17 protein-coding genes are annotated in these 19,864 nt (G+C 39.7%); 12 read left to right on the top strand and 5 right to left on the bottom strand.

Annotated features, from left to right (window positions below):
* Positions 1–8: 8 nt before the first annotated feature.
* From rsfS to lipA, 9 genes are all read left to right on the top strand, one after another.
* Complete coding sequence (gene rsfS, locus RM552_RS06630) at positions 9–326, top strand: ribosome silencing factor (RefSeq protein ID WP_311367983.1); 318 nt, start codon at positions 9–11, stop codon at positions 324–326.
* A gap of 36 nt (positions 327–362) precedes the next feature.
* Positions 363–833 carry a 23S rRNA (pseudouridine(1915)-N(3))-methyltransferase RlmH gene (rlmH, locus tag RM552_RS06635; RefSeq protein WP_311367984.1) on the top strand — a complete coding sequence of 157 codons (471 nt, stop codon included), beginning with the start codon at positions 363–365 and terminating at the stop codon, positions 831–833.
* A 64-nt stretch (positions 834–897) separates the two neighbouring features.
* A complete protein-coding gene (mrdA, locus tag RM552_RS06640) occupies positions 898–2,859 on the top strand; it encodes a penicillin-binding protein 2 (RefSeq protein ID WP_311367985.1) in 1,962 nt (653 codons plus the stop codon).
* A gap of 24 nt (positions 2,860–2,883) precedes the next feature.
* Entirely contained in the window at positions 2,884–3,999 is a 1,116-nt protein-coding gene (gene rodA, locus RM552_RS06645; protein WP_311367986.1) for a rod shape-determining protein RodA, read from the top strand.
* A gap of 131 nt (positions 4,000–4,130) precedes the next feature.
* Entirely contained in the window at positions 4,131–5,114 is a 984-nt protein-coding gene (locus RM552_RS06650; protein ID WP_311367987.1) for a septal ring lytic transglycosylase RlpA family protein, read from the top strand.
* Positions 5,115–5,235: 121 nt separating this feature from the next.
* Positions 5,236–6,390: a serine hydrolase gene (locus RM552_RS06655; RefSeq protein ID WP_311367988.1), complete on the top strand. Its 1,155-nt coding sequence runs from the start codon at positions 5,236–5,238 to the stop codon at positions 6,388–6,390.
* Positions 6,390–6,653, top strand: a complete 264-nt coding sequence (gene ybeD / locus RM552_RS06660; protein ID WP_311367989.1) for a DUF493 family protein YbeD — start codon at positions 6,390–6,392, stop codon at positions 6,651–6,653. The genes RM552_RS06655 and ybeD overlap by 1 nt, the downstream gene beginning before the upstream one ends.
* A 176-nt stretch (positions 6,654–6,829) precedes the next feature.
* Complete coding sequence (gene lipB, locus RM552_RS06665) at positions 6,830–7,414, top strand: lipoyl(octanoyl) transferase LipB (RefSeq protein WP_432277198.1); 585 nt, start codon at positions 6,830–6,832, stop codon at positions 7,412–7,414.
* Positions 7,407–8,369 carry a lipoyl synthase gene (gene lipA, locus RM552_RS06670; RefSeq protein WP_311367990.1) on the top strand — a complete coding sequence of 321 codons (963 nt, stop codon included), beginning with the start codon at positions 7,407–7,409 and terminating at the stop codon, positions 8,367–8,369. Before lipB ends, lipA begins: the two co-directional genes overlap by 8 nt.
* Before the next feature lie 58 nt (positions 8,370–8,427).
* Here lipA and RM552_RS06675 read toward each other — a convergent pair whose 3' ends face one another.
* On the bottom strand, positions 8,428–9,648 hold the full coding sequence (locus RM552_RS06675) for a DNA-methyltransferase (RefSeq protein ID WP_311367991.1): 1,221 nt from the start codon (positions 9,646–9,648) through the stop codon (positions 8,428–8,430).
* A 200-nt stretch (positions 9,649–9,848) separates the two neighbouring features.
* On the opposite strand from RM552_RS06675, the gene RM552_RS06680 reads away from it, so the two are divergent.
* Complete coding sequence (locus RM552_RS06680; RefSeq protein WP_311367992.1) at positions 9,849–11,744, top strand: DUF885 domain-containing protein; 1,896 nt, start codon at positions 9,849–9,851, stop codon at positions 11,742–11,744.
* A gap of 42 nt (positions 11,745–11,786) precedes the next feature.
* Here RM552_RS06680 and RM552_RS06685 read toward each other — a convergent pair whose 3' ends face one another.
* Positions 11,787–12,209, bottom strand: coding sequence for a hypothetical protein (locus RM552_RS06685; RefSeq protein WP_311367993.1), 423 nt, complete (start codon positions 12,207–12,209; stop codon positions 11,787–11,789).
* A gap of 13 nt (positions 12,210–12,222) precedes the next feature.
* The gene (locus RM552_RS06690) at positions 12,223–14,223 is read right to left on the bottom strand and encodes a hypothetical protein (RefSeq protein WP_311367994.1); all 2,001 of its coding nucleotides are present in this window, start codon (positions 14,221–14,223) and stop codon (positions 12,223–12,225) included.
* A 124-nt stretch (positions 14,224–14,347) separates the two neighbouring features.
* On the opposite strand from RM552_RS06690, the gene RM552_RS06695 reads away from it, so the two are divergent.
* Positions 14,348–15,634: a serine hydrolase domain-containing protein gene (locus RM552_RS06695; protein ID WP_311367995.1), complete on the top strand. Its 1,287-nt coding sequence runs from the start codon at positions 14,348–14,350 to the stop codon at positions 15,632–15,634.
* 83 nt (positions 15,635–15,717) lie between these two features.
* On the opposite strand, the gene RM552_RS06700 is transcribed toward RM552_RS06695, so the two are convergent.
* Both RM552_RS06700 and RM552_RS06705 read right to left on the bottom strand, forming a co-directional pair.
* Positions 15,718–17,250, bottom strand: a complete 1,533-nt coding sequence (locus RM552_RS06700; protein ID WP_432277199.1) for a S10 family peptidase — start codon at positions 17,248–17,250, stop codon at positions 15,718–15,720.
* Between the two features lie 28 nt (positions 17,251–17,278).
* Positions 17,279–19,048 (bottom strand): WD40/YVTN/BNR-like repeat-containing protein, encoded by a 1,770-nt coding sequence (locus RM552_RS06705; RefSeq protein WP_311367996.1) that lies wholly within the window; start codon positions 19,046–19,048, stop codon positions 17,279–17,281.
* 190 nt (positions 19,049–19,238) lie between these two features.
* Here RM552_RS06705 and RM552_RS06710 point away from each other — a divergent pair, with 190 nt between their 5' ends.
* A complete protein-coding gene (locus RM552_RS06710; protein WP_311367997.1) occupies positions 19,239–19,862 on the top strand; it encodes a hypothetical protein in 624 nt (207 codons plus the stop codon).
* Positions 19,863–19,864 lie beyond the last annotated feature (2 nt).

Here is a 19,864-nt window from a genome sequence, read left to right on the forward strand (position 1 = left end):
GAAAATAATTGAATTCTAAAGAGTTTATTAAGTTTATTGTCGACAAAGTAGACGACATGAAAGCCAGAGATATAGTAATCATTGACGTGTCAGAAAAATCAACTATTACCGATACCCTCGTCGTTTGTTCAGGCAATTCAAAGCGGCATATTTCATCCATTGCAGACAACGTTATCATCGCTTGTAAACAAAGTGATCATGCTCCGTTGAGTATCGAAGGTAAAGATGCCGGTGAATGGGTTCTTGTTGATTTAGGTGAATTAGTACTACACGTAATGCAAGACGAAACCCGCGACTTTTTCCAATTGGAAAAGCTTTGGCAATAAGCCAGTTTTTGGCTAGCAAGTTCAGGTGAGAATTAAATGCAAGTGCAAATAGTTGCCGTCGGGAACAAAATGCCGCATTGGGTGGTCGAAGGGTGCAATGAATATTTACGTCGCTTTCCGTCTGATTTTCAAGTTAAATTGACTGAAATAGCGCCCTTAAAACGCACAAAATCATCAAACTTGAATAAAATCAAAATAGATGAAGGTTACAAATGTTTGCAGGCTATTGAGCCTTCAAATAAAGTAATTGCACTTGAAGTAAAAGGCAATGCTTGGACAACAGCAAAGTTGGCACAACAAATTGAAAATTGGAAAATGGATGGCAGAAACATTAGCTTGTTAATTGGTGGGCCCGAAGGCTTATCAGATGCATGCCGCGAAAAAGCCGAATTACATTGGTCGTTGTCACCGTTAACCTTACCTCATCCAATGGTGCGAGTGATTGTTAGTGAAGCACTATATAGAGCATGGTCATTAACGCAAAATCATCCGTACCATCGTGAGTAGACTCGCAATTAGTAAGTGTATGCAATTATGTATTTATGAATAACCAATAAGAAGCAAATATAAAATGGCAAAGGCCCGGCAAACAATTCGAGACCATAGCGCTGAAGCAAATCTATTCTCGCGGAGAGCCTTTGTTGCTGTGTTGTTTGTCATTATGCTGATGAGCCTAATTTTAGCAAACTTGTATAGTTTGCAAGTCACGCAACACGAAAAATACCAAACTCAATCTAATGGTAATCGCATAAAAGTGCTGCCAGTTGCCCCCAATAGAGGTTTAATTTACGATAGAAATGGTGTTATTTTAGCAGAAAATCGCCCTGTTTTTAGCCTTGAGGTCATCCCCGAACAAGTTGATGATTTGGAACAACTCTTAGCAGACCTGACTGAATTAATGTCGATTACTGAAGCTGAACTGCTTAACTTCCATAAAGAACGAAAACGACAACGACGGTTTAAACCAATTGCTCTAAGAAAACAACTTACTCCAGACGATGTGGCTTTATTTTCGGCAAATCAACATCGTTATCATGGCGCAGCAATTGAAGCCAGATTGTCTCGATATTACCCATTTAAAGACACTCTTACTCACATGCTCGGGTATGTGGCGCGCATTAACAAACTTGACCTTCAAAAGCTAGAAGACAATGGCGTCGCAGCCAACTATGCAGCCACATATAATATAGGCAAACAGGGTGTTGAAAAATTCCATGAAGAAATACTACATGGAAAAGTTGGTTTTCAGCAGGTTGAGGTTAATAATCGTGGCCGCGTGATTGAGGTATTGTATTTTGAACCACCTGTTCCCGGGCAAGATATTATGCTCAATATTGACATTGAACTACAGAAAAAAGCTCAACAAGAATTGGCTGGGCGCCGAGGTTCAGTGGTGATAACTGATGTCACTGACGGGGGGGTTCTGGCATTATATTCAAGCCCTAGTTACGACCCCAATTTATTTGTCCACGGCATTAGCCAAAATGACTACGACAAACTGCTAAAGTCTAATTATAGTCCACTGCTAAATAGAGCTACGCAAGGCAAGTATCCGCCTGCTTCAACTATAAAACCCCACCTCGCATTAGTAGGTTTAGAAGAAGGTGTTATTACAAGTGAAACCGAAATCAATGACCGAGGCAGATATCAATTAAGAAACGTCTCACATGTTTGGCGCGATTGGAAGCCTGAAGGTCACGGTAAGGTAGATGTGACTAAATCTGTGGAAGTATCATGCGACACTTTTTACTATGATTTAGCTTATAAACTTGGTATTGACCGTATTCATGATTCTATGCGTGAGTTTGGTTTTGGCGAATTTACCGGGATTGATCTATTTGAAGAGTCACGCGCTAACATGCCAAGTAGAGGATGGAAACGAGCTACTCATAATGAGCCTTGGTATATTGGAGACACGATTTCAGTGGGTATTGGGCAAAGTTACTGGAATGCCACCCCTATACAATTAGCAAGCTCACTTAATATTTTAATCAATAAAGGCAAGCGCATTACACCGCGCATCTTGAAAGGTTATATCAACAAAGGAATTGTTGAAGATTTACCCATAGAGGAGTTGCCTCCAATTGCCATGAAAGATGAACGTAACTGGGATATTGTACTAGATTCTCTTTACGGCACGGTAAATAGGCAACATGGCACTGCTCGCACAGCATACACAGGCGCAAATTATATTGCAGCCGGAAAAACAGGAACCGCTCAGTTATTCTCTATAGGTCAAGAAGAAGAATATGTGGAGGAAGATGTTAACGAGCACCTCCGAGATAACGCCATGTATATCGGCTATGCTCCCTACCAAGCACCTAAAATCAGTATTGCTATTGCCATCGAAAATGCAGGCGGCGGCGGATCAAACGCAGCACCATTAGCGCGTAAAGTCATGGATTATTATTTTGAAGAGTATCCGCAATATATTCCCGTTGAAGACCCAGCGACACAAGTTTTGAATGACCAACAAGTAGTGCAAGTGCAACAAAATGATGATGCGCCTATGCTTTCTCGTGTCAATGAATAAGCCTTTTGTTTTGATAGTTTTATAATGAAAAAGACGCAATTTACAGCAAATAAACAAAGTTTATTAGAGCGAATCCACATAGATGGATTTTTATTATTTGCCTTGTTTAGTTTGATGTTAACGGGGCTTATCACTATATATTCTTCTGGTGGACAAGATTGGGATTTAGTCAATCGGCAATTTGTTCGCTTAGGCTTGGCCATTGTGATCATGTTCGTGCTGGCCCAAATACCATTAATGGCGTATCGACGTGTGTCAATTTACTTTTATTCTGCTGGGATATTATTACTGGTTGCAGTGCTTATTGTTGGTGTTACAGGAAAAGGTGCGCAACGCTGGCTAGATCTTGGTATTTTTAGGTTTCAACCTTCAGAAATAATGAAATTAGCTATGCCGATGATGATTGCATGGTTTATTAGCCGAAAAGGGATTCCTGCCAGCCTAAGCAATATTTTCATTGGATTCCTACTAGTTTGTTTACCCACCATTTTAATTGCTAAACAGCCGGATTTGGGTACATCGCTATTGGTGGCTTCAAGTGGCGTGTTTGTATTATTTTTGGCCGGTATGACATGGCGTCTTATTGGGGTTATCAGTATTATGGCGGGGGCTTTTGCACCAATTATGTGGTTCTTTCTCATGAAAGAATATCAAAAACAACGGGTCATTACGTTTCTCAACCCTGAAAGCGATCCTTTAGGTGCCGGCTACCACATTATTCAGTCCAAAATTGCCATTGGTTCAGGCGGTATAGATGGTAAAGGTTGGTTGCAAGGAACCCAATCTCAACTAGAGTTCTTACCTGAACGCCATACAGATTTTATTTTTTCAGTCTTTAGTGAAGAGTTTGGTTTATTAGGTGTCACCGGACTTTTAATTATCTATTTATGTATCGTTTTACGTGGTTTGTATATTGCTAATCGCGCGCAAGATACCTTTAGTAAATTATTGGCAGGTAGTATCACCCTGACTTTTTTCGTGTATGTTTTTGTCAACATGGGCATGGTATCCGGACTACTCCCTGTTGTAGGCGTCCCTTTACCATTAATTAGCTATGGCGGCACATCAATGGTGACCTTAATGGCAGGATTTGGTATCTTAATGGCCATAAGTACACAAAAGCGCTTACTTTCGAGGTAGAATAAACCCTAAAAGTAAACAACGCGTACAAAATTAATATATAAATACTGTACTTAGTGACAAGCAGAAAGGCCGAAGAGCCTTATTTTAATAAAATAATAATAATAAATGCACTGTGAAGGATAAACACAATGCTAAGCGCTAAAAAAACCTCAATGGTTGCTCTTTTTAAGGCAACTATGATTTTGTGTATGCGAAATCAAAATATCATTAAGAAACTGACCAAAGTTTATATCTTGGTGTTAACGTATGTGGTTATTGCGGCTTGTGCAACAAGTACCAATAATGTCAACAATAGCCGTTACAAGATGAAACAAGACATTGCGCCTAATTTTGATTATGGTGAAATTACTTATAGCGAAGTAATTCCAGCATATGAGCCTTACAATGTTTGGACAAGTCGGCCATATAAAGTCTTGGGTGCATACTACACACCTTTACAATCGGGCAAAGGACACGAAGAAACAGGTAACGCTTCTTGGTATGGTCAAAAGTTTCATGGGCATAAAACAGCCAATGGCGAAGTATTTGATATGTTTGCGCTCACAGCAGCACACAAAACACTCCCTTTACCATCTTTTGTCCGAGTGACTAATTTAACAAATAAAAAGTCTGTGATCGTCCGGGTTAATGACCGTGGGCCATTTCATGATGATCGAGTTCTCGATTTATCCTATGGCGCAGCTAAAAAACTCGGTTATCACAAACAAGGGGTCGCAAAGATAAAACTAGAAGTCATTCATATTAATGAGGTTGGCGATGTCACAATAGGCAATGGTCCAACCCAATATGCAAAAGACAGTAATATTATGGTCGCTCAAGGTGCTGTGATTGATAAAAAAACAACTGATGAATCGACGTCAATTGCAAACAGCCAACTTGATAGCGGCTTATTTGTGCAGGTCATGGCCTTGCAAAGCAGTGAAAAGGCCAAATCTCTTGCAACAGGCTTATCAAACTTATTGCAAGTTAATACCCAGTTACCGTTAGTCGACAATATATATAAATTACAATTAGGCCCACTTAAGAATGAACAAAAAGCCAAAAAAATAATCGAAGAACTAAAGAAAATTGGTTTTGATGAAGCATTTGCTGTGCATTTTGAAGCCGATTAAAAGCGACTAAGTAAAAATACTATTAAAAATATTTGTTTAACTGTCGTTTGTTCACGCAATAAAGTAAAATGCGTCAGCTTTTACTAATAAGTAAAATGAAAGAATTATCAGGAAAATGAGAATGCGTTTATTAGCTACTATAGGTTTGTTATTCATATTAGTTTGCCAAACTGTGTTTGCGAACATAGTTATTCCGCCGCCACCTTCAGTAGCCGCAGGTGGCTTTTTACTAGTTGATCATTCTACCGGTCATATTATTGCGGAAAAAAACATTGACCAGCGTCTAGCGCCTGCCAGTTTAACAAAAATAATGACAATGTATGTTGTTGGTAAAGAATTACAGGCCGGTAATATTAGTCTCGACGACATGGTGAATATTTCTGAAAATGCATGGGCAAAAAACTTCCCCGATTCTTCTAAAATGTTTATTGAAGTCGGTACACAAGTTTCTGTGTCAGACTTACTGCGTGGCATTGTTGTGCAATCGGGTAATGACGCCTGCGTTGCAATCGCAGAACACATAGCGGGAAGCGAATCAGCTTTCGCCAGTATGATGAATGCACACGCACAAAATCTTGGGATGACAGCCACTAACTTTATTAATAGTCATGGCTTACATGACGCTGACCATTACACTTCACCACGTGATATGGCCACCCTGTCTTCTGCTATTATTCGCGAAGTACCCGAAATGTACGCACTTTATAGTGAAAAAGAATTCACTTTTAACGGAATCAAACAGTTTAACCGCAACAGCCTGCTTTGGGATAAAAGTATGAATGTTGACGGAATTAAAACTGGCCATACATCTGATGCAGGCTACAGCTTAATAACTTCAGCTACGCAAGGAGATATGCGTTTAGTGTCTGTGGTCATGGGCACAGAAAGTGAAAGAGCACGTAAAGCTGAAAACAAAAAGCTTCTTCGCTATGGTTTTAGGTTTTACGAATCGGTGAATCCTTATCAGGCTGGGCATAGTTTTGCTGACCAGCGCATATACATGGGAGACAAAGAAACTGTTAGTTTAGGTATCAATACAGACACCCCCATGACAATACCACGCGGTCAAGTAGACAAGCTAAAAGCGCATTTTGAATTATCAGAACAATTACAAGCGCCAATGGATAAAGGTAAACAAGTTGGTACCTTGGTGATTCAACTAGACGGCGAAGACATTGCTTCTTACCCTTTAGTCACACTGGAAGAAATACAAGAAGGTGGGTATTGGAGTCAAGCGATGGATTGGGTTAGTCTGCAATTAGGTTTAGACGATTAATGGATACAAAGTTTGATGAGTTGCTGGAATTTCCATGCATACAAAATTTTAAAATTATGGGGGTAGCTGACCCTGCTCTTCCGGCGCAAGTTGTTTCTTGCATTCAATCGTTAGCGCCCGGTGACTATGCACCCAAAATAAAACCGAGTAGAAAAGGCAATTACCATGCCTTGTCTTTGCCTGTTAGAGTCACTAGCAAAGAGCATATGGAAAGTGTATATACTGAACTTGCCAAGTTGGACCTTGTTAGGGTTGTAATTTAAGAATTATGAGCGGTACTGAAGGTTTAACTGCCAATCAAAAATCACCGATTAATAATGCTACAAGCAAATTAATTGCGAATAAACCTTCTTCTGAAAGCATCAATCCACAAACATTACATTCAAAGGTTGTTGTTAGAGATTTAGGAATACAAGCTTACACGCCAATTTGGCAAAAAATGAAAGACTTTACAGACAGCAGAGACTCGCAAACCAAAGACGAAATCTGGCTATGTGAACATGAGCCTGTTTTTACGCAAGGCCAAGCAGGCAAAGATGAACATTTACTCGCTCCAGGAAATATTCCTGTAGTACCAGTCGATAGAGGCGGACAAGTTACCTATCACGGGCCGGGCCAACTAATGATGTACATTTTGTTGGACATTCGTCGAAAAAAATTAGGCGTAAGAGATCTTGTCAGTGCGCTTGAAGAGACGATTGTGTTAACATTAGCACCTTTCGACATTAGCGCTTATGCGAAAAAAGATGCCCCAGGGGTATATGTCGACGAAAAAAAGATTTGTTCATTGGGTTTGCGTATTAGAAAAGGTTGTTCATTTCATGGCATGGCGTTTAACGTCAATATGGATTTAAGTCCGTTTCAACGGATTAATCCATGTGGTTATGCAGGACTTGAAATGGTTGATAGTAAACAGTTAAATGGCCCAAATACAATACAGCATGCTAAACAGTTAGTCGTCCAATATTTTTGTCAGCAACTAAGCATAGAGACACTTGAATTTAAAGAAGGTTTTGATGAGTAATTCACGTCCACAAGCAGGTGTAAAACTTCGTGATGAAGATAAAGTTAAGCATATCCCAATCACTATTGTCCCGACTGAAAAAGCCGAAATGTTGCGCAAGCCAGCTTGGATAAAAGTCAAGCTACCACGCACAACAGACAGAATTGATCACATCAAGAAGACCCTACGCAAAAACAAGTTACATTCGGTGTGTGAAGAAGCAAGTTGCCCAAATCTAGCAGAATGTTTTAACCACGGCACAGCCACTTTCATGATACTAGGTGATATTTGTACTCGTCGTTGTCCATTTTGTGATGTTGCCCACGGAAAGCCTCTTCCACCAAACGCTGAAGAGCCTGTTAAAATGGCAAAAACCATTGCTGAAATGGGTTTGAGCTATGTAGTGATTACATCCGTTGATCGTGACGATTTAAGAGATGGTGGTGCTCAGCACTTTGTAGATTGTATCAATGCAATTCGTAAGTATAGTCCTAACACCAAGATTGAAGTGCTTGTTCCGGACTTCAGGGGTCGTATGGACCGCGCATTAGAAATTTTCAAGCAAGGTGTACCCGATGTCTTTAATCATAACCTTGAAACGATTCCACGTTTATACAGAGAGTGTCGTCCTGGGGCCAATTACAAATGGTCGCTAGAATTACTAAAAAAATTCAAACAGCAACATCCGGAAATCCCCACTAAATCTGGTTTGATGATGGGTATGGGCGAAGAAAACGACGAAATGCAACAAGTGCTCGATGACCTTAGAGCTCACGATGTCGATATGTTAACACTTGGTCAATATTTACAACCCAGCAAGCACCATTTTCCAGTAAAACGTTATGTGCCCCCTGCAGAATTTGACGAATTGGGTGATTATGCTAAATCAATTGGCTTCTCTCATGCAGCATGCGGACCAATGGTTCGTTCGAGCTATCATGCTGACAAACAAGCAGCCGGTGAAGAAGTCAAATAAATAAACATATATCTTCAGTAACTGCACCAAGACAAAAGCCAAGTCTGAGGCTATTGGCTTAACTTTGTAATGCTTGCTTAATAGTGAGAGCGGGCATAACAATTAGGCTAAGGTGTTGATTCAAAAGTGGCAGGATTTGTTCATTTGTATGGCAGTTGTGGGTCTGAATAATAAAGGCTTTTTCGGACTGCTTTTTCTGCATAGCTTTGACAAGAATATCGCACGCCTCTTTTAGTGTTTCGCTTTGATCCTGCACTTTTACAAGCACGGGCTTACTATTAAAATGTTCAACTAAAATTGCATCAATCCCTTTATTTCGCAAAATACGATTAAAGGGTATCGACGCCAACGACAAAGCCAAACATTTATCTATCCACTCTTTCGAAGCTTGTGTCTTAGTGGCATCTGAACGCCTTACGCTTGGCTTAATATAGGTTTCTAAGCGTTGTTGAGTCAACTTAAACGCTTCTTTTGATTCATCAATGCCAATATAATGCCTGTTGAGTGCTTTTGCCGCGACGCAGGTCGTTCCGCTGCCACAAAAAGGGTCGAGCACAATATCACCTTCTTCTGTCACCAACTCAACTATTTGTTGTAAAAGACTAAGGGGCTTTTGTGTTGGGTAACCTACCCTTTCTCTTGCTGTAGGATTCAAATACGGAATATGCCAAACGTCGGATAGTGGCACACCTCGCTTTTCTGCACCAATCACTTGCTCCCCCTGTTTATTTATCAGATAAACAGATTTATTGTCTTTACTACGTTGTCGTTTTTGTAAGATTTGATCAATATTAGTCTTATCAGAATAAGGCGTATACAAGTGATTAAACTTGAAAGTATCCGTTTTTGAATAGAAGTAAATATTTTGATGAGCAGGCATTAAGCCCTTTTTCGCATTAGACCAGCGTTTGTATGTCCATACAATTTCTGACTGAAAGTGCTCTGCACCAAACACTTGATCAAGAACGGTGCGGACAATATGTTCGGCACTTTTATCGCAATGCACAAAAATTGAGCCGGTGTCTTTGAGCAACTCTTTTACGCGACTGATCCTTGTAAACAGAAAATCGGCATAAATATGCTCATTTTTCCAACGATCGCTAAAGCGATATCGAATACCAGTCTCACGGGCCGCTAATTGATGTGTCTTAGCACTGAAAAAAGGAGGATCTAAATAGGCTAAATCAATAGATGTGTTTGCAATATCATTCATAAGCGAAAAACAATCGCCTAGTAAGATTCTATCGATGAAGTGACTTTTTAAAGCGTTTTCAGTCATTTAAAATCACTACTCCACTTGTTGCTCATGAAAAACTTTCTGCCCCATTAATTTACCATTGAAATTAGCCTTAAAACACATACCTATTAATAGTCGGTAAAGACCTTTTACATACTTAAATTAATGCTTATACAATAAAGAATACAGAAAATTTTGTATAAGTGTTATCACTAACGACAAAACTTAAGCGGAAAATAATAATGAAAATCTCAAAAACAATAAAATATTTATCTTTACAGCGTGCGACACCATTAGCAATTGCTATAGCAACTGCCATTTCTATTAGTGCCTGTAGTCCTGTTTCAAATCAAAGCCAATCAAAACAGCACTTAGGGACTGAAAATGGCTCTGCAATCACATCAGATGCAAATACAGCTGAATCAGAACGCTTAGCTGAGTTTTTCCAAACTAGCTACAATCAAGACTTAGCCCGATCTCCAATGCGAAAAAGTCGTCTAGGGATTAAAACTGATTATGACAAATGGAACGATGCTTCCATCGCTTTTGAACAAGAAACAAAAGAAATTAGGCAAACTCGTCTTACACAAGCAAAGGCTTTTGATACCGAGCTACTATCAGAATCAGAACGGCTCAGCCTTCAACTATACATTGCGGATATTGAACGCCGGTTAGCCAATAGCGAATTTCCTTTTCACAGCTATATTATGCATCAGTTTAGAGCTTGGCATACTTCCGTACCGAGCTTTTTAATTAATATTCATAGAGTGAAAGACAAAAATGATGCCGAGGCTTATATCAGCCGTCTCGAAAAAGTATCTCCTTTGTTTGATCAGGTGATTGAGCAGCTTAAAAAACGTGAGGAACTGGGTGTATTTCCACCTAAGTGGTCTTATGGGCAAATGATTGAAGCTTCACAGAATGTGCTAAAAGGTCAGCCATTTGATAGTGGTGAAACTAACTCCACTATATTTGAAGACTTCTTCACCAAGATCTATGCCCTCGATATTCCAGAAAGTGAGAAACAAGACTTGCTCGACAGAGCTTCGAACGCCTTACTTAGTTCTGTAAAACCAGGCTACGAAAAATTGATTGCTGAACTAGAAAAACATCAAATGCTATCACCTGAAGGAGATGGTGTGTGGCGACTACCCGAAGGCAAGGCTTGGTATCAAAATCGCTTAAACTGGTTTACAACAACAGAGCTTAATGCAGCTGAAGTGCATCAACTAGGCCTTGAGAACGTGGAGCGTATTCATACAGAAATGCGAGCCATAATGGAAAAAGTAGAATTTTATGGCAGTTTAGCGGAGTTTTTTGTATTTATGCGTAATGATCCGCAGTTCTATTATTCTGCAGACGATGAAGGCCGTGGACGATATATGCGCGAGGCTAAAGAATACATCGATATCATGGAAGCTAAAATCCCTGAGTATTTTGGCCTAACGCCCAAAGCACGGATGATAGTCAAACGTGTTGAAGCGTTCAGAGAAAAATCTGCTGGAAAAGCATTTTACCAAAGTCCTGCCAAAGACGGGAGTCGACCTGGTACTTATTATGCAAACCTCTATAACATGGCCGATATGCCCACCTACCAAATGGAAGCGTTAGCCTATCATGAAGGCATTCCAGGACATCATATGCAACGAGCTATTACCCAAGAACTCGAGGGCATTCCGGAGTTTCAGAAGTACCTTTCATTTACTGCTTATACTGAAGGTTGGGGGCTTTACACAGAGGAACTAGGCAAAGATATGGGCTTTTATCAAGATCCCTATTCTGACTTTGGACGCTTAGCGATGGAACTATGGCGTGCTTGCAGGTTGGTTGTTGACACAGGTATACATGAAATGCAATGGAGCCGCGAAAAAGCAATCCAGTACCTTGTCGAAAACACACCAAATTCTGAGAACGATTCGACTAAAGCTATTGAGCGCTATATTGCAATGCCTGGCCAAGCTACAGCCTATCTCGTTGGCAAGCTCAAGATTATGGAACTGAGAGAAAATGCCAAAGCTGAGTTAGGCGAAAAGTTTGATATCAGAGGATTCCACGACGAAATTTTGAAAGATGGTCCTGTTCCAATGTCAATTCTTGAAGAAAAAATATACGCTTGGGTAGCGCGCACTAAAGCATAAAATTGTTGCCTGTTTAAACACAAAATAGCGCTTTAAAAAGCGCTACTTTTTTACCCAATTTCCATAAAAGAAAAACCCCATAGCGGTAAATGGAAGAGTTTCTACCGCAGCAATTATTACCCAGCGACTGTTGATGTACGCGATCGGATTTTCTGGATCTACAAAAGGAAAGTAAAGTAAAAATAACAGCGGTAAGGACACACAGATAAATGACAATATATAAGTCATTCTGAACAAAAAAGGGCTCGCTGCTGGCTTAGATTTAACACCTGCTTTTTCATCTTTAACAAACGTAGATATTATCATCCCCAATGGCAAAGCCAATGGCCCAAAAAACTTTGTCCACGCATGGGCAATCTCACTACCATTTAAACGGTCGGTTATACTCATTATTAATAATACTAAAAAGAATAAACCGGTAACACTAAACCACAAAATAGCGAGCTTTTTACGTTGTTCAATCATTCGTTAATCCCCCCTATTGCTCAGTGGTAAATAATGTTCGTAAAACAGGAGAACCGCTCTTATGCAAAAACTCACTCAAACTTGGTGCGGCGGGCACAAATAAATCTCCTGTCAAAGAAACAGGGTCATCCCTGTCTATTCGCGAAAACTCATACACCCACGCTTGGCATTTATATTCATTGGTAAACCCATAGTCATGCAAACTTTGTGGCAGGTCGCTTGTTAAGCCTCCTTCCGCAAATATGGCTTGTAATCCCTCTGGAGAAGCCTTTTCGCCACTACTTTCGATATTGTCGATAGCACTTACAATAAAGGCAATATAACGATATTTTGTTTTTGGTTTAGTAAACAAAATACTAAAATAGCTGCCTAAACTGTCGATGGGATGTTCATCAAGCCCAATACGTATATTGGAATTCGGCGTAAAAATAGTTTCTGCTTGTTCGTCTATGCGTTCTGGTAGCGTTAATATGGCAAAACCATGGGGATATTTGAATACTCGTTTTTGATAGCGGTGCTTGTTCAGCACTGCAGATAGGTTGTCATGCACTTGCATTAAACTCGCTTGCGTACCTTCTTGAGTATATCCACATACCTGTTGAGGAATATCCATTTTAACCTCAGTTTGTGGGGGTATAAACTCAGTAAGGGTATTCGAACTTGGCCAAACAAATTTGTCTTGTATAAGCTCAGGCACATAGCTATATGCTTGGTCATTAGATTTAAGGTAAAACCGTTTAACAGTGCGTTCTTCTTTAGGTAATTGACGTGATACAACTTGTTCAGGCCTTTTGACAACCCGTCGAGTTTGAGCCGATGTAGAAGCTGGAATAGTGCGTTCTTGGTAGGATGCGGGTTTATCAATGACTCGTGTTGTAATTTGTTTTGTCACCGGAGGGATAACCCTCTCTTGAATACTAGCAGGCCTCACCAACTTTCTTACTTCAACAGTTCGCATTTTTGCCGGTTGGCCATTCTTGGCAGGCTCAATCATAATTCTTTCTTTATGAGTTTCGAACTGTGCGGGTATTGAAATATGTTCGACAGTGGCTTCTTGAATAACCACGGTCTCTGTTACTGTGCGATAGCTAGCTGGAATAGTCACCACATTAGTGCTGACGTCTTGCACAACCACAGTTTCTGTCATTGTTTCAGTTTGCTCTGGCAAAATAGCGTATTCAGTTTGTTTAGGCTTAATCACAAGGGTTTCTTCTACTTGCTCAAACGGCGCTGGGTCATACACAAACTCAGTAGAACTCGGATTTTGCTTAAACTTCAAAAACTCCGCCCGACTTGTAAAAATATGTAGTAATTCATCGTTAACTGAGAACAAAGCCATACGTGCAGGCATTGTTATAATCTGTTTTTCTATTTTTTTGGTCACTGCGGGTATGCTCTCAGATTTTTGAGAAGCTGGCGTGACAATGACCGTCTCATAAAGGGTTTCAAATTGCGCTGGCACTTTTACTTTCTCAGTCCTTGCCTCGGCGATAACAATTGTCTCGTTTACTGTTTCAAATACGGCTGGAATAGAAGTTAGTTGCTTATATTCTGGCTGAACTACAAGCTCCTTAATGTATTCTCGACCTGTTTTAGGATCAATAGCTTTGATATTTCGAATGACAGCAGGAATAGTTCTACTAGACGTTTTAGCTGTGCTTTTAACTACTCTCTTTTGAATAATCTCGGTCTGCGCTGGAAAACTTTTTTCTATTGTTTGGGCTGGTGATTTGAGCACTTGTCTTGACACCTGCTTTGTCACCGCAGGAATTTCTCTGGTGACGATTTTTGCAGGCTCAACGACTTCGGTAACAACAAACGTTTCGTATTCTGCTGGTAAAATTTTAATGTAGCGACCATCTTGAAGCGTTAACGTTTGATACCAATCCGGGATAATATTCTCTTCTTCTATTGGTTCTGCCAAAGCCAAACCACATCCAAGAGACATAAAAAATATAAAAGAAAATAAAAACCGATATTGTTTGAGAACAAGTGATACACATTGTACTTTCATATTAGCATCCATTGCTATTGCAATCGTTAATACTAGCGAGTGACTTCTAGCTTAACTCATGTTAATACTATATGACAATCATGGATTTAGCTCAGATCCTAAAGATATACGGAGACTATGCAATATGAAGTTCGCTACTTACTTTTTTATAGCTGGTATGAGTTTGTTAACACTCTTTGCATGCCAACAAAAAGACAATGACATAAAAGAAGAGGTCAAAGGTTCTGAACAGGTAATAAACAATATGGATACAACTAAAATTGATCGAGTATTATCCAATTTTATTGAAAACGACGATTTTATGGGTGTTTCGGCGCTTGTTTATCGGGGCAACGAAGAAGTGTATTTTGGCGCTTTCGGTTTAGCCGACAAAGAAAGTAGTACACCCTTTTCCCGAAATAGCCTGGTCAATATCTATTCTATGACCAAACCTGTTACGGGCACAGTTTTAATGTCTTTGTACGAAGAGGGATTGTTTGACTTAGAAGCACCTTTATCAACTTATTTACCTGAGTATAGCAATATGTTGGTGGTTGATGGTACAAAAGAAGATGGCAGCGTTAAGCTAGTTACCGCTAATCGTGAAATTAAAGTCATAGATATTTTTCGACATACTGCATGTTTTGGGTATGGCTGGGAAGGAACGTATTCGGCGAATATCATGAATGAAAAGGAAATATTAGATCCTAAAAAACCACTTTCTCAATTTAGCCAAGAACTTGCTGCTATTCCATTATATTGTCATCCAGGTGAACAATGGAAATACGGCGTGTCGGTAGATGTACAAGCACGCTTAGCTGAAGTTGTTAGCGGCAAACCTTATCTTGAGCTCGTGAACGAACGCGTATTAAGCCCGCTCAATATGCAAAAAACACGCTATTTCATACCTGCTGAGGAAAAATCAAATATCAGTGCTGTTTACATTAAGTACGATACTGGAGAGCTTGTAAGAGATACAGATGAAAATGTTTATGGATTTTTTAAAGAAGCCCCCGTGCAAACAAATGGTGGGCATGGACTCGTGTCAACCATCGACGATTATATGAAATTTGCTCTCATGCTCCAGAATGAAGGTTCATACGATGGACAGCAGATATTAAAACCTGAAACCGTAGCGTTAATGACAAAAGATCATTTGCCTGAAGATATTACCGAAAAAGAGTTTTTACCATCAAAAGGGCAAATGGGTTTTGGTTTAAATGTAGCAGTTCGAATTGCCCCACCAGCTGATGAAAGTGAGAATTATGGTGCGGTAGGAGAGTTTTTATGGGATGGTGCAGCTAGCACCTTATTTTGGGTCGATCCTCTCAACGATGTTACCGTAATATTTTTTGGGCAAGTAATACCATTTAACAATGATGCCCACAAGAAATTTAGAGACGCCGTATACGAAGCATTAGACTTAAAATAGAAAAGGAAGCAGAAGGCCCGTTTTACTTAGTTGTGTAGATAATAATTTTATCAGCATTTATGACCGATATTTATTGTGCAGGTTTACCGTGAGTATTGCGCCGGCTGACCTTCTTTAGGAAGCGTCTTGTTAATAAATTCTCGTAAATCCTGATTGGACAAACGTAAGTCTTCCCGACGCAAGTACATCATATGACCACTACGATAACCTTTAAAACTAAGGCGTGACTTCATTTTTCCGCTAGGATCAAGTTGCCACATGGTATATTTAGCATCAAAGTAATTGGTTGCACCGTCGTAATAACCCGATTGCACAAGCACATTTAAGTAAGGGTTTTGTGCCATCGCCAAACGTAAATTTTCACCACTATTATTATTGCTTCTATCCCATGGCCTAACCGGGCCAAACATATTGTATTTAAGGTCAGTTTTATACGCTAACTCAGCGCTGAGATAATGGTTAATTGCAGGCGTGAACGAATGTAACCATGACGTCAACTCTGCCCAATAATCGGGTCTGTCGCCGCTTTCTTTTTCATCAATACCCAAGTATCGGCTGTCTAATCGGCCAATAGTTTTTCCCTCATCTCTTAGTAATTCTTTCCAAAAAAACGCATTGCTAATATCCATATTACTTTGTCTAACCGCTTTTTCACTTAAACCACTATAACGAGCTACTTTTTTTATTGTGACGTTTTTTTCTGTTTCACCAATGTATGCGCCTTTCGCCAAAGCAGGCAAATAGCGATTGAGCGCAAAGTCTTCAACTTCAGTTAACACTTCGTATAAGTCTTTTGATTGCAAGTCGTCGGGCAATTTTTTATGGTGCCAAGCCGTAGCTGCAAAATATGGCAGCCTGTTAGCAGATTCGACAGGCCCTTCCCTTTCTATGCCAATTTCAGTCGGAGAAACTAACACAACGCCATTTAAATACATCCATTGTCGATTTTGTAATTCAAGGGCTAAACCAGACACTCGAGTTGTACCATAACTTTCGCCGATCAGATATTTTGGAGAAGTCCAACGCTCGTTACGAGTCACAAAGGTATTCAACCATTCAGCCAAATATGTAATATCAGCGTTAACACCAAAAAACATTTTTTGCTGCGCATCTTTCGACGGCATTTCACCGTTTTTGTTGGGCAATACTCGGCTATATCCAGTATTGACAGGATTAACAAACACAATGTCTGCAACATCAAGAATAGAATAAGGGTTTGTTTGCACACCATAAGGTTGCACTGGGTAACCTTCATCGTCAATATTCAAAATACGCGGGCCTGTATAAGCCACATGCATCCAAACTGAAGCAGAACCTGGCCCACCGTTAAACGACATTACCAAGGGTCTCTTGCTTTTGTTTTTTACATCAGTACGCTGGTAATAAGTGTAAAACAAGCTTGCTATTGCTTCACCTTCATCATTCCAAACAGGTTGTGTGCCGGTTGTCGCAGAGTAAGATATCCGCTTGCCTTTAATTTCAGTTTTATGGTTAGTGATGACCGTCGAATCCACTTCTATCTTGCGATCATTGGCAATACTTTTACTGACGCCAGTTGCACTCATGCACAATATAATAACAAACAAAGACAGGGTTTTAGCAGGCACTCTACTCATTTTATTCGTCTTTTCATATTTCATAACATTAAAACGCTTGTTGCTGTCGAATGTGTTGCCAACTTTCACCAAGGTCAGTAGACTCATAAAAATCACTACTTGCGCCATCGCAAGAAAGCAATATTCTATCCTTAATTTCAGTCACGATAGTGACGCAGTACTCATTTGGCAAACTTAAATCACTTTCTTCCCAACTTGCGCCGCCATCACTGGTTAATAGTATTTTTGTTTCTTGCGAACGTTCTCCCGACCAAAATGAAATATCAGAAAAACTAACAATTGCTAAGCCTTCTTGCGCATTCCAAAACCAAGGTTTAGAGATAAAAGAAAAACTCTTTCTTTTTGGGTCATACACTTTGCCGTTAACTACACAGTAACCTTTAGCGTTTGGCTCTTTGCCGCTATCGCATGACTCTATTCTGGTCGCCGTTTCTTGCCAAGTAGCATTCTCATTAGCTCGAGTATAATATTGGGGCATTCCATCCCATGACCAAAACCCGGGCAATTTAATGCCCAATTCAGCCATGCCAGCATTTAATATTATATCCATCTCCTCGTCATTTTCTTCTACTTCGCGCATTTCCCATGTGTCTGGTTGATAAGCAAATCCATCTAGGTCACCTGCATTAAAATAATCCCATTGCCCTGATATAAAAACAGACACACTAATTTCACGCTTGTCTCCTTTTTCTGAAACAAATACAGACCCTATTTCTCTTTTCTTTGCTGCTTTGCGTTTTGCCATTTTTTTAAGGGACTTTTCGGTTATTTGTTTTTCTTGCAAAAGATCCCAACCCGTTCTGTAAGTATAAGTATTCAAAGTGCTTGGTGTGTTCAAATCTTCAGTATTATAGCGAACAATATTAACGTCATTCTTTGTGCTATATACAACGTCAAATTGGTTTTCTTGATAAAACGAAACATGATGAACGGTTACCTTTTCAGGAATATTAATTGCTTGCCAATCTTGGCCTGGGTCTTGATAAAATAACGCGCCCTCATGCCCTCCAGTAATTCGTGCTCCGGCATCATTTTGATCAAAGGAATTAAGTGCCAAATCGGTCTCTACCGCTAGTGTTTCAAAACCGTCTTCGCTGGAATAGCGTAAAATCACACCTAATTTGCCTAGTAAATAAATGCTGCCGTCAGGCGCTGCAACAATGTCGCTGAACTCCAATGGGTTTTGTGCGATCGTGGCGTATGTTAAAAATCTATCTTCTTCAAGCTCGTCTTCATCCCAACTTAGAACATTGTTGGCTTTAGCGGCATATTGAGGAAAATACCGCCCCAATAAATTACCTTCTGCAGTACCAGGCACCCTAGCTAACAGATTAGCGTAGCGTTCTCCTTCTGGTTTAGGATAATAAACAATAGTGCCTAGGTCAGTAACTTTGTTAGCTTCTACTTTGAATACACCAAACTCTGGATCGGCAAAAGCAGCGCGAGAATAATAACCATTGCCTCTAAAAACAAATGAAGAAACTACACTCAAACTATATTCACCTGGCGGCAAAGATACGGCAAACAGCGCACTGTCACCTATTGGACGATCTTCTGCATATGCAATAAAAGGTTTGACTTCTTTTGCGCTGTTGACTTCTTTGGGCGCGATATAAATTTGATTAAAAGGAAGTGAATAACTAGACGTATTAATGACTCTTGCTGTAAGTATTCCTTCTTCAGGGTTTAAGCCTTGTTGTTGACTGATTTGTGTAGCAACATTAACACTGCTTGCGCAACCACTTATTAGTAAAATAATGGCGATTGATGCAAACATATACGCTTTACGAAGATACATAGTATTCCTTATTATTCTGTTTATTATTCCTAAATACGCGACTATTGCGATACTTCCTTTACATTAGCGTACAAATCAATGGCATGTAAAGTACACAGAGCCAAAGAAAAATTATGCTCTTTACCTTGATACTCGCCGTGTAATAATATAAATCTATGTATTTGAAGTGCAAATATAAACTAGGATGTAAATGAAAAGGTATTCAAGCCAACTTTATTCGTTTTATGCAATATTAATTTTGAGTGTTTTTTCGTTTCAAAGCCTTGCGCAACAAAACTGGAAGGTGCGCGACTCGTTAAGCCAACCCACAGGCAAACAAGATGATTTTGGCATTGGTGCAATTTATGTCGACATTAAACAATCAAACACCATTTTATATGTGCGTGAAATTAATCAAAATAGCCTTGCTAACGCAAATAAAGACCCTGAAAAATTAAAGTTTAACGGCAAAGAATTTAGGCTTGATCTATCTGATCGCACCGAGATCGTTTATGTAAATTTACCCGAAGGACTTTATCAAATTGTGCGAGTCGATGTGCCACATTACGATTTACCATTTAAAATTAGCACTAACAACAGTGATAAATGGCGTTTCCTTATTCAACAACAAAGTATTAATTACCTTGGCACTATCGCTGTAAGTGCTGTAAGAACAAAAGATTCGGTTGATATGCTTTGGCTAAATCAATTTGCGAAAAACCTAGAAGATTTGCAAACGCGAGTGACCGCTTCCAGCATAGTATGGCCCATCAATAACGGTATAGGATACAAAGACCCTTTTTATGCTGAATTACAACAACCTATAGGGGGTTAGGC

The organism is Glaciecola petra (assembly GCF_031846345.1).
Lineage (GTDB): Bacteria > Pseudomonadota > Gammaproteobacteria > Enterobacterales > Alteromonadaceae > Glaciecola > Glaciecola petra.

What these genes read in the sequence shown, in the direction of transcription:
- rlmH (WP_311367984.1), top strand. Translation starts at nt 363, where the DNA reads ATGCAAGTGCAAATAGTTGCCGTCGGGAACAAAATGCCGCATTGGGTG.
- mrdA (WP_311367985.1), top strand. Translation starts at nt 898, where the DNA reads ATGGCAAAGGCCCGGCAAACAATTCGAGACCATAGCGCTGAAGCAAAT.
- rodA (WP_311367986.1), top strand. Translation starts at nt 2,884, where the DNA reads ATGAAAAAGACGCAATTTACAGCAAATAAACAAAGTTTATTAGAGCGA.
- RM552_RS06650 (WP_311367987.1), top strand. Translation starts at nt 4,131, where the DNA reads ATGCTAAGCGCTAAAAAAACCTCAATGGTTGCTCTTTTTAAGGCAACT.
- RM552_RS06655 (WP_311367988.1), top strand. Translation starts at nt 5,236, where the DNA reads ATGCGTTTATTAGCTACTATAGGTTTGTTATTCATATTAGTTTGCCAA.
- ybeD (WP_311367989.1), top strand. Translation starts at nt 6,390, where the DNA reads ATGGATACAAAGTTTGATGAGTTGCTGGAATTTCCATGCATACAAAAT.
- lipB (WP_432277198.1), top strand. Translation starts at nt 6,830, where the DNA reads ATGAAAGACTTTACAGACAGCAGAGACTCGCAAACCAAAGACGAAATC.
- lipA (WP_311367990.1), top strand. Translation starts at nt 7,407, where the DNA reads ATGAGTAATTCACGTCCACAAGCAGGTGTAAAACTTCGTGATGAAGAT.
- RM552_RS06675 (WP_311367991.1), bottom strand. Translation starts at nt 9,648, where the DNA reads ATGACTGAAAACGCTTTAAAAAGTCACTTCATCGATAGAATCTTACTA.
- RM552_RS06680 (WP_311367992.1), top strand. Translation starts at nt 9,849, where the DNA reads ATGAAAATCTCAAAAACAATAAAATATTTATCTTTACAGCGTGCGACA.
- RM552_RS06685 (WP_311367993.1), bottom strand. Translation starts at nt 12,209, where the DNA reads ATGATTGAACAACGTAAAAAGCTCGCTATTTTGTGGTTTAGTGTTACC.
- RM552_RS06690 (WP_311367994.1), bottom strand. Translation starts at nt 14,223, where the DNA reads ATGAAAGTACAATGTGTATCACTTGTTCTCAAACAATATCGGTTTTTA.
- RM552_RS06695 (WP_311367995.1), top strand. Translation starts at nt 14,348, where the DNA reads ATGAAGTTCGCTACTTACTTTTTTATAGCTGGTATGAGTTTGTTAACA.
- RM552_RS06700 (WP_432277199.1), bottom strand. Translation starts at nt 17,250, where the DNA reads ATGAGTAGAGTGCCTGCTAAAACCCTGTCTTTGTTTGTTATTATATTG.
- RM552_RS06705 (WP_311367996.1), bottom strand. Translation starts at nt 19,048, where the DNA reads ATGTATCTTCGTAAAGCGTATATGTTTGCATCAATCGCCATTATTTTA.
- RM552_RS06710 (WP_311367997.1), top strand. Translation starts at nt 19,239, where the DNA reads ATGAAAAGGTATTCAAGCCAACTTTATTCGTTTTATGCAATATTAATT.